The organism is Myxococcus sp. AB025B (assembly GCF_006518215.1).
In the GTDB taxonomy this organism is placed as follows: domain Bacteria; phylum Myxococcota; class Myxococcia; order Myxococcales; family Myxococcaceae; genus Myxococcus; species Myxococcus fulvus.
The window spans coordinates 1-5,744 of sequence record NZ_SRLW01000449.1; the positions used below are offsets into that span (position 1 = coordinate 1).

A 5,744-nucleotide genomic window follows, 5' to 3' on the forward strand; every position below is an offset into this window, starting at 1 on the left:
GCTGCTCGCCTCGCTGCGGCCCTCGCGGAAAGGGGCATGATTATGCGGAGCCGCCGCGCCGGTCTCCTCCTCGGACTGGCGCGCGGCATGCCCCTCAACTCCGCATAACGCCGGACTCGGCATAATTTCGCATGTCGCACGGCTGCCCATACGCGTACACCGCCAGCCGCCGGGTGGCTCCAATCATCCCCCCAACTCCCGCAGCAGCCGCGCCACCTGCTTCAGCGTCAGCCCCTCCACTCGCACGCCCCCGGCAGCGTGCACCACCAGGCGCTCCGTCTCCGTCTCCGCCTCGCGCTTCACCGCGACGGGGCGGAACACCCGCGACGTCTGCTTTCCTCCCGCTGGACTGTCTGCGCCTCGCCGCACCTGCTGGTGCCACCGCGACAACGTCCAGGAGGACATCCCCAACTCCTTGGCCGCCGCCTCCTGCGTCACCCCTTGCGCCTGCCGGCCCCTCACGTACTCCACCGCCTGCGCTCGGAAGGACTCGTCGAATCGCAGCTTCACTCCGACTCCCGCTCGAGCCTTCACCTGCGCTCGCAACGCCTCCCTCATCTGCTCCAGGTCCATTCACTCGCTCCCCTGTCGTGGAGCGACAACCTCCTCACCTCATGCCTCACTTGTCACGACGGGCTCCGGCGAGGAGTTACGATTGAAGAGCTTCTGGAACCTGGGCGACCACGGGCCACCCAGGTTGGTGGAGTCCCACCACTTGTTCGTGGCGATGTGGTGCTCGTGGGCCGAGGTCGCCAACGGCTCGGACGCCACGGCACTCGTGCCGCGTGCCGTCTCCGCGACAGCCTCCGGGTCCAGTGCAATGGTGATGACGCCTCCCGGGGCCACCGCCACCGAGGTGACCTGTCCCGCCGCCGCCAGCCGGAAGCCGCCCTGCCCCGCCCCCACCAGCGAGGCTTGCGCGGAGCCGGGGAGCGTGGGAACCCTCGTCGCCAGTGTCTGCGCCGTGCTGCCCAGCGCCGCCATCGCGAGCATGATGAACGCCCGCGCCGCGTTCTGCCCCATCACCTTCCCGTACTTCTCTCCTGCGTCCTGTAGCTCATCGAAGGTGGTCGCCGCCTCCACCTCCTGCGCCAGCACCCTCCAGCCCTTCACCAGGCTCCACACCGTGTCCCAGCCCAGGTAGCCAATCAGCACGACGGTCAGGGTCGCGGCGATGCCCTTTGAAAGCACCGGGTCGGGCACCAGCCACAAGCCGAAGTAGATAGCTCCCGTTGTGGCGAGCATCGTCACCATCGCCTCCTTGTCCGTCAGCTCGCCCAGCGCCTCGGCCGTTTCGTCCCAGACCAAGTCCAGGGCCAGCCGGAAGGCCAGGGTGCGCTTGCCCTCCTCGTCCAGGGTGACGTCCTCGTCCAGCAGGTGCAGGCAGTCCCGGACCTTCTTCTGGCGCTGGCACCAGCGTCCGTAGGCGCTCGCCAGCTCTGTTTCCGCGTCCGGTTCCTCAGTCACGAGAAGCCGGCCCCGCTGCGGATCTTCGACGGAGACCAGTCCCAGGCGCCCGCGCACAGGAGAGGAAGCGCGGGGCTGGCCCAGGTTGAACAGCCTCAACGCCGCTTCCCTTGGCCGAGAGGAAAGAGGCGCGGTGCGCGCCAGCTTCTGGACCGCCTCCGCGAACTCGTCCTCGTCCAGTTCGACGGGCTCCGCGTCCGCGCGCGGCGTGTAGATGATGGGCTGGCCCTCGCCCGTGTCCAGGCGCACCACCCGCGAGGTGGCACAACCCGTGCCCACCAGGACCAGCAGCACCACTGCTTCCCAGCGCAGCGTCATGCTCTTCTCCGCGTCATGGCCCCCCATCTTGAGGGTCGAAGTCCATGGAATTCCAGAGCAGACTCACCTTGCCCTGGGAGCCTGAAGAAACGGCGCTCCATGCAGCGGCAGGGGTCGACGCTGAGTGCCCTGTCACTCTTCTTTCGCGCGGACTCGGGCCGTTTCGCCCAGGCGTAGTAGCCACTGCGCGAGACGCCCAGGTGACGACAGAGGGAGGCAACCGGGAGGCAGGCCTTCTTCGCGTCGATGAAGGAGAACTTCACTCCATCTCCTTCGCGAAGAAGGCCGCTGCATTTTTAGTATCTCCCGCTCCAGTCGCAGCTCGCGGTTCTCCTTGCGCAGCCGAGCCAGTTCCTCGCGCTCAGCCGTCGTCAGCGCACCCGGCTTGCCCTCACCCTGGTCCGTCTTCGTCTGCTCCACCCACAGCCGCAGTGCCGACTCCGTCAGGTCCAGGTCACGGGCCACCTGCCGCAGGGACTTACCCTCCACCAGCACCAGCGTCACCGCCCCAGCCTTGAACTCCGCCGAGCACTCACGGCGCGGCCTGCTGGGCTTCTTCTGCTTCTCCTCGTTCGCGGACATCCCGGGCTCCGTCCATCACATCTCGGGTGTCTACGGAACTGGGCTACCCCCAACGCTGCCGTCGCGCGGAAGAGCTTGAGAAGGTTGTGGGTGGCGCAGATGAGGCCCCACTCCTCCCGGGCGTCAACGTCTCGGCCCTCCCCTTTGGCCGCTTCTCAGGGGAACTTCATTGGCCGGTTCTGGGTGACCACTGAGAGTTGCCTCCCCCCAGGATGCGGCGCTCCACCTCGGAGAGTCGATTGGCGGGCGGTCCAGAGAATCGGTCTCACGCTCTCGCAGAGCCCAGGAGTCACGACCTGAAGCCCGGAGCGCGGGAGGCCCTGCTGCCAGCGCCATCCACCATGAGCCAGGACCGACAGTCCGCCTCGGGCGCTCATCCCGAGCCTCCCTGCGTCGAAGTCCTTGCGGCGGCGTCCTTGTCCCGCTATACGGGCGTCACTTTGTGGCCAGGTAGCTCACCTGGTTAGAGCGGCGGTCTCATAATCCCGGCCCTGCCCCTCACCTTCTGAACCCTTGGCCGTAACCCCTTATTCTTACTGACCATTGGCCGTCGCTGGCGTTCGCTCGTCACCGGCCCGGTCCGTACAGAATCCGTACAGATCTGTTCAGGTGTCGGGGGCCGATCCTATCGTGGGCGTCGGCAGCCATGGACATCACCTTCCACTTCCCGCCCGATTTGATGGGCCTCCTCGTCGAGGCCATCCCCGCCCTCTGCATATCAAAGAGGGACCGTTGGGCCGGTGCACGAGGCGCTCACCTACCTGGAGAACCACGGCGAGCGGATGCACTACACCGAGGCACGAGCGCGGGGACTGCCCATCGGCAGCGGCAACGTGGAGGCCACCTGCAAGTCGCTAGTCGCCCTGCGCCTGAAGCGCCCGGGCGCTCGATGGCTCGATGGAAAGAGGAGTCCGGCCAGCACATCCTGGACCTGCGCGCCCTGGTGCTCTCGGAGCGCTGGGACGCCGCCATGACCCTCACGCTCGCGCCGCTGCGCGCGGGGGTGCAGCACTCCGCGTGATCAGGATGGGCGCCACACCCCATTTAGTGTCCGCAGAGTCGCTACTTGTGCGCCTTCGCTGGCTTTGTCTCTGGAGCGCTAGAGGCTTTGGTGTCTATAGAGGTTTTTGCGCTTTCAAGGTGGAAGAGATTTTCTTTCTTGGAAGGGCCGCTATCTGAGGGAGCGGTTGCAATACTTGGCTCAAGAGTGACTTGGAGTGTGTGGGTCCCCTTGGCGTCGCACTCGGCTTCCATGTAACCTAAGTTCGAGAACTTAAGTGCGCCCACGTGCGTCACGGTATCCGCCCGGTAGTTCTCTCCGAGATTGAACGTGTCAGGAGTACCATTGGCAGCTGACTGTGACAGTCGCATTACCTGTCGACATGCTTGAGCCATTAGGCGCATGCGTCGTGCGCATTGCTTCACCCAAAGAGCAGCCTCGCCATCGAGGTTGCCTTCAATCTCATCCATACTGATCTCTCGTCCGCCTAGGACGAGCGCGTCAGGAATCCGACCGGATGCAATGACGAGAATCCCTTGAAACCCGCGATACTTAAATGCGGTTGCCGCGACGAAGCGCTTGCCGTTTTGTGCGAGATTTCCCGCTTTACTGTTGGCGTTTTTCTTGGGATTGAGCACCGTGAGATCGTTCAGCTTTGCCCCCCATCTGAATACTACCGTGTTTCGTTTGGTCGGACTCTCGCCCCATCGTGAAGGCTCGTAGGCAAGGCCTGCTTTAACGATGCCGGGAAGGCCCTCGTATGCTTGTAGTTCGACCGGCTCTTTGTTTGACTCGTTTGTATAGATTGGGATGAGGTCTCCACTTGAGTGGCGGTAGATACTAACGCTAATGTCTCTCTGATTGGGACCTGTCTCTAATTGGCTGTCAACGGAATGATCCTTGAAGAAAAGCTCATTGAAAAACAACTGCGCCAAGGCCACTCTTCCTGCCAGGATCTTTGAGACCAGGTTGTCCCAATTGGAAATCATTCTATTATGGCTGGACTGATTCCTGTACTCACTTGCGCCGATGAATAGCGCAGCAACGAGGCCCGCAATCAGAATTATGGGGGGGGCGGATGTGCTCTGGAAGGCTGGTGTTGATGTTGGGCAGAACTACGATTGCGAAGCTTGCCAGTGTATAGCCAATCGCTCTGAGACCTGGGCTTGATATGGCTCTTCTTGCAAAATCTTTCAGTGTCATCGCTGCTTGATTATGGTTGGGGTGGTTGTTTTTGTCTGTTGAGTCGGGCTGGGCGTCGGTTTTGGAGCGGGACTGCTCGGCGCATTGCCGGTGGGTTGAGTGAGACCTCAGTCTCCAAGGAGGCCCGAATGGTTTCGCAGTGCGAAGCCAGCTTTACGGTGGACCCATATTCTGCGTTGCCTCCGTGGTAAGCTCTGGGACTATACCACGCTCATACTCAGCGAGCGGGAGGGAGGGGCGTTCAAGGCACTGGCTGGGTGTTGGATACTGGACGCGGAGAGGATTACGCCGGTTGAATGAGCCTACTTCGGTAGGGGCGCGTGGAACTAGGTGATGATGCCCAGCGCGAGGTGCAGCATTCCCAGTTGCGTATTCCGGGGCATGGTGAGCAGCGATTCCGAAGCAAGGTGAGCAGCCGTTCCGGACATGCCGAGCAGGCATTCAGGGTATGCTGAACACCGGTACCGGTGATGCCGAGCACCCGCAGTGAGCGGGGGCGAAGCAGACAGGAGCTTTGGCGGCTCTGGGCAGCAACGGGCCACGCCGGCCGCCCCCTTTCGGAGGTACGAGATTGCGGCAGACAGGCTATCCATGCGGAAGTTGAGAGAATTCGGCCGGCGAAATAGTCACCACTAGTCGGAGTGGGCTCGACCGGCTCCGGAGACGTACTGCGTAGATGGCAAGTCCGTCCCGGTGATCGGCATAAGAGCTGTGACGGACCCCTCCGTTGCAGCACCTCCCCCACCAACCTGCGCCCTACGGGGCGCGCTCACGATGCGCGCCACGAGGGGTGTGGCGCCCATCCTGATCAGGCGGCGCGCCGCACCTCCGCACGCTGCGGCGCGAGCGTGAGGTTCATGGCGGCGTCCCAGCGGTCCGAGAGCACCAGGGAACGGAGGTCGAGGACGTGTTGGCCGGAGTCCTCCTTCCATCGGGCGCCTGGACGCTTCATGCGCAGGGCAACGAGAGACTTGCAGGTGGCCTCCACGTTACCGCTGCCAATGGGCAGCCCTTGCGCTCGTGCCTCGGCTGCGTATTCCGGCCATGCCGATCACTGAGTCCGGTCCAAGCCGAACACCCATTCCGGAGCATGCCGAACACCGGATGACGACGCTGGTGGGGGCTACTTCGCCGCCTTCTTCCCGCTGGTCAAACTCTCGGCCTTGCGAATCGA

Annotated in this window: 5 protein-coding genes and 2 pseudogenes; 2 read left to right on the forward strand and 5 right to left on the reverse strand. The window is 63.5% G+C overall.

The window, feature by feature from the left end:
- Positions 1–183: 183 nt before the first annotated feature.
- From FL311_RS40435 to FL311_RS40445, 3 genes are all read right to left on the reverse strand, one after another.
- Positions 184–510, reverse strand: a complete 327-nt coding sequence (locus FL311_RS40435) for a transposase (RefSeq protein ID WP_141332973.1) — start codon at positions 508–510, stop codon at positions 184–186.
- A 102-nt stretch (positions 511–612) separates the two neighbouring features.
- Positions 613–1,785: a hypothetical protein gene (locus FL311_RS40440; protein WP_194869576.1), complete on the reverse strand. Its 1,173-nt coding sequence runs from the start codon at positions 1,783–1,785 to the stop codon at positions 613–615.
- 132 nt (positions 1,786–1,917) lie between these two features.
- A complete protein-coding gene (locus tag FL311_RS40445) occupies positions 1,918–2,367 on the reverse strand; it encodes a transposase (RefSeq protein WP_141332974.1) in 450 nt (149 codons plus the stop codon).
- A 755-nt stretch (positions 2,368–3,122) separates the two neighbouring features.
- Here FL311_RS40445 and FL311_RS45730 point away from each other — a divergent pair.
- A pseudogene (locus FL311_RS45730) lies at positions 3,123–3,251 on the forward strand (ISKra4 family transposase); the annotation flags it as partial.
- Between the two features lie 5 nt (positions 3,252–3,256).
- Positions 3,257–3,388 (forward strand): hypothetical protein, encoded by a 132-nt coding sequence (locus FL311_RS46025; protein WP_255510405.1) that lies wholly within the window; start codon positions 3,257–3,259, stop codon positions 3,386–3,388.
- Positions 3,389–3,429: 41 nt separating this feature from the next.
- Here the strand turns inward: FL311_RS46025 and FL311_RS40455 are convergent, their stop codons facing one another.
- Together FL311_RS40455 and FL311_RS40460 are read right to left on the reverse strand one after the other, a co-directional pair.
- The gene (locus FL311_RS40455; RefSeq protein WP_194869577.1) at positions 3,430–4,356 is read right to left on the reverse strand and encodes a hypothetical protein; all 927 of its coding nucleotides are present in this window, start codon (positions 4,354–4,356) and stop codon (positions 3,430–3,432) included.
- A 1,022-nt stretch (positions 4,357–5,378) separates the two neighbouring features.
- Positions 5,379–5,600 (reverse strand): annotated as a pseudogene (locus tag FL311_RS40460) (ISKra4 family transposase); the annotation flags it as partial.
- Between the last annotated feature and the right edge of the window lie 144 nt (positions 5,601–5,744).

Excerpts from the sequence above, each read along its gene's own strand:
- FL311_RS40455 (WP_194869577.1), bottom strand. The coding sequence starts at position 4,356 with ATGATTTCCAATTGGGACAACCTGGTCTCAAAGATCCTGGCAGGAAGA.
- FL311_RS46025 (WP_255510405.1), top strand. The coding sequence starts at position 3,257 with ATGGCTCGATGGAAAGAGGAGTCCGGCCAGCACATCCTGGACCTGCGC.
- FL311_RS40445 (WP_141332974.1), bottom strand. The coding sequence starts at position 2,367 with ATGTCCGCGAACGAGGAGAAGCAGAAGAAGCCCAGCAGGCCGCGCCGT.
- FL311_RS40440 (WP_194869576.1), bottom strand. The coding sequence starts at position 1,785 with ATGACGCTGCGCTGGGAAGCAGTGGTGCTGCTGGTCCTGGTGGGCACG.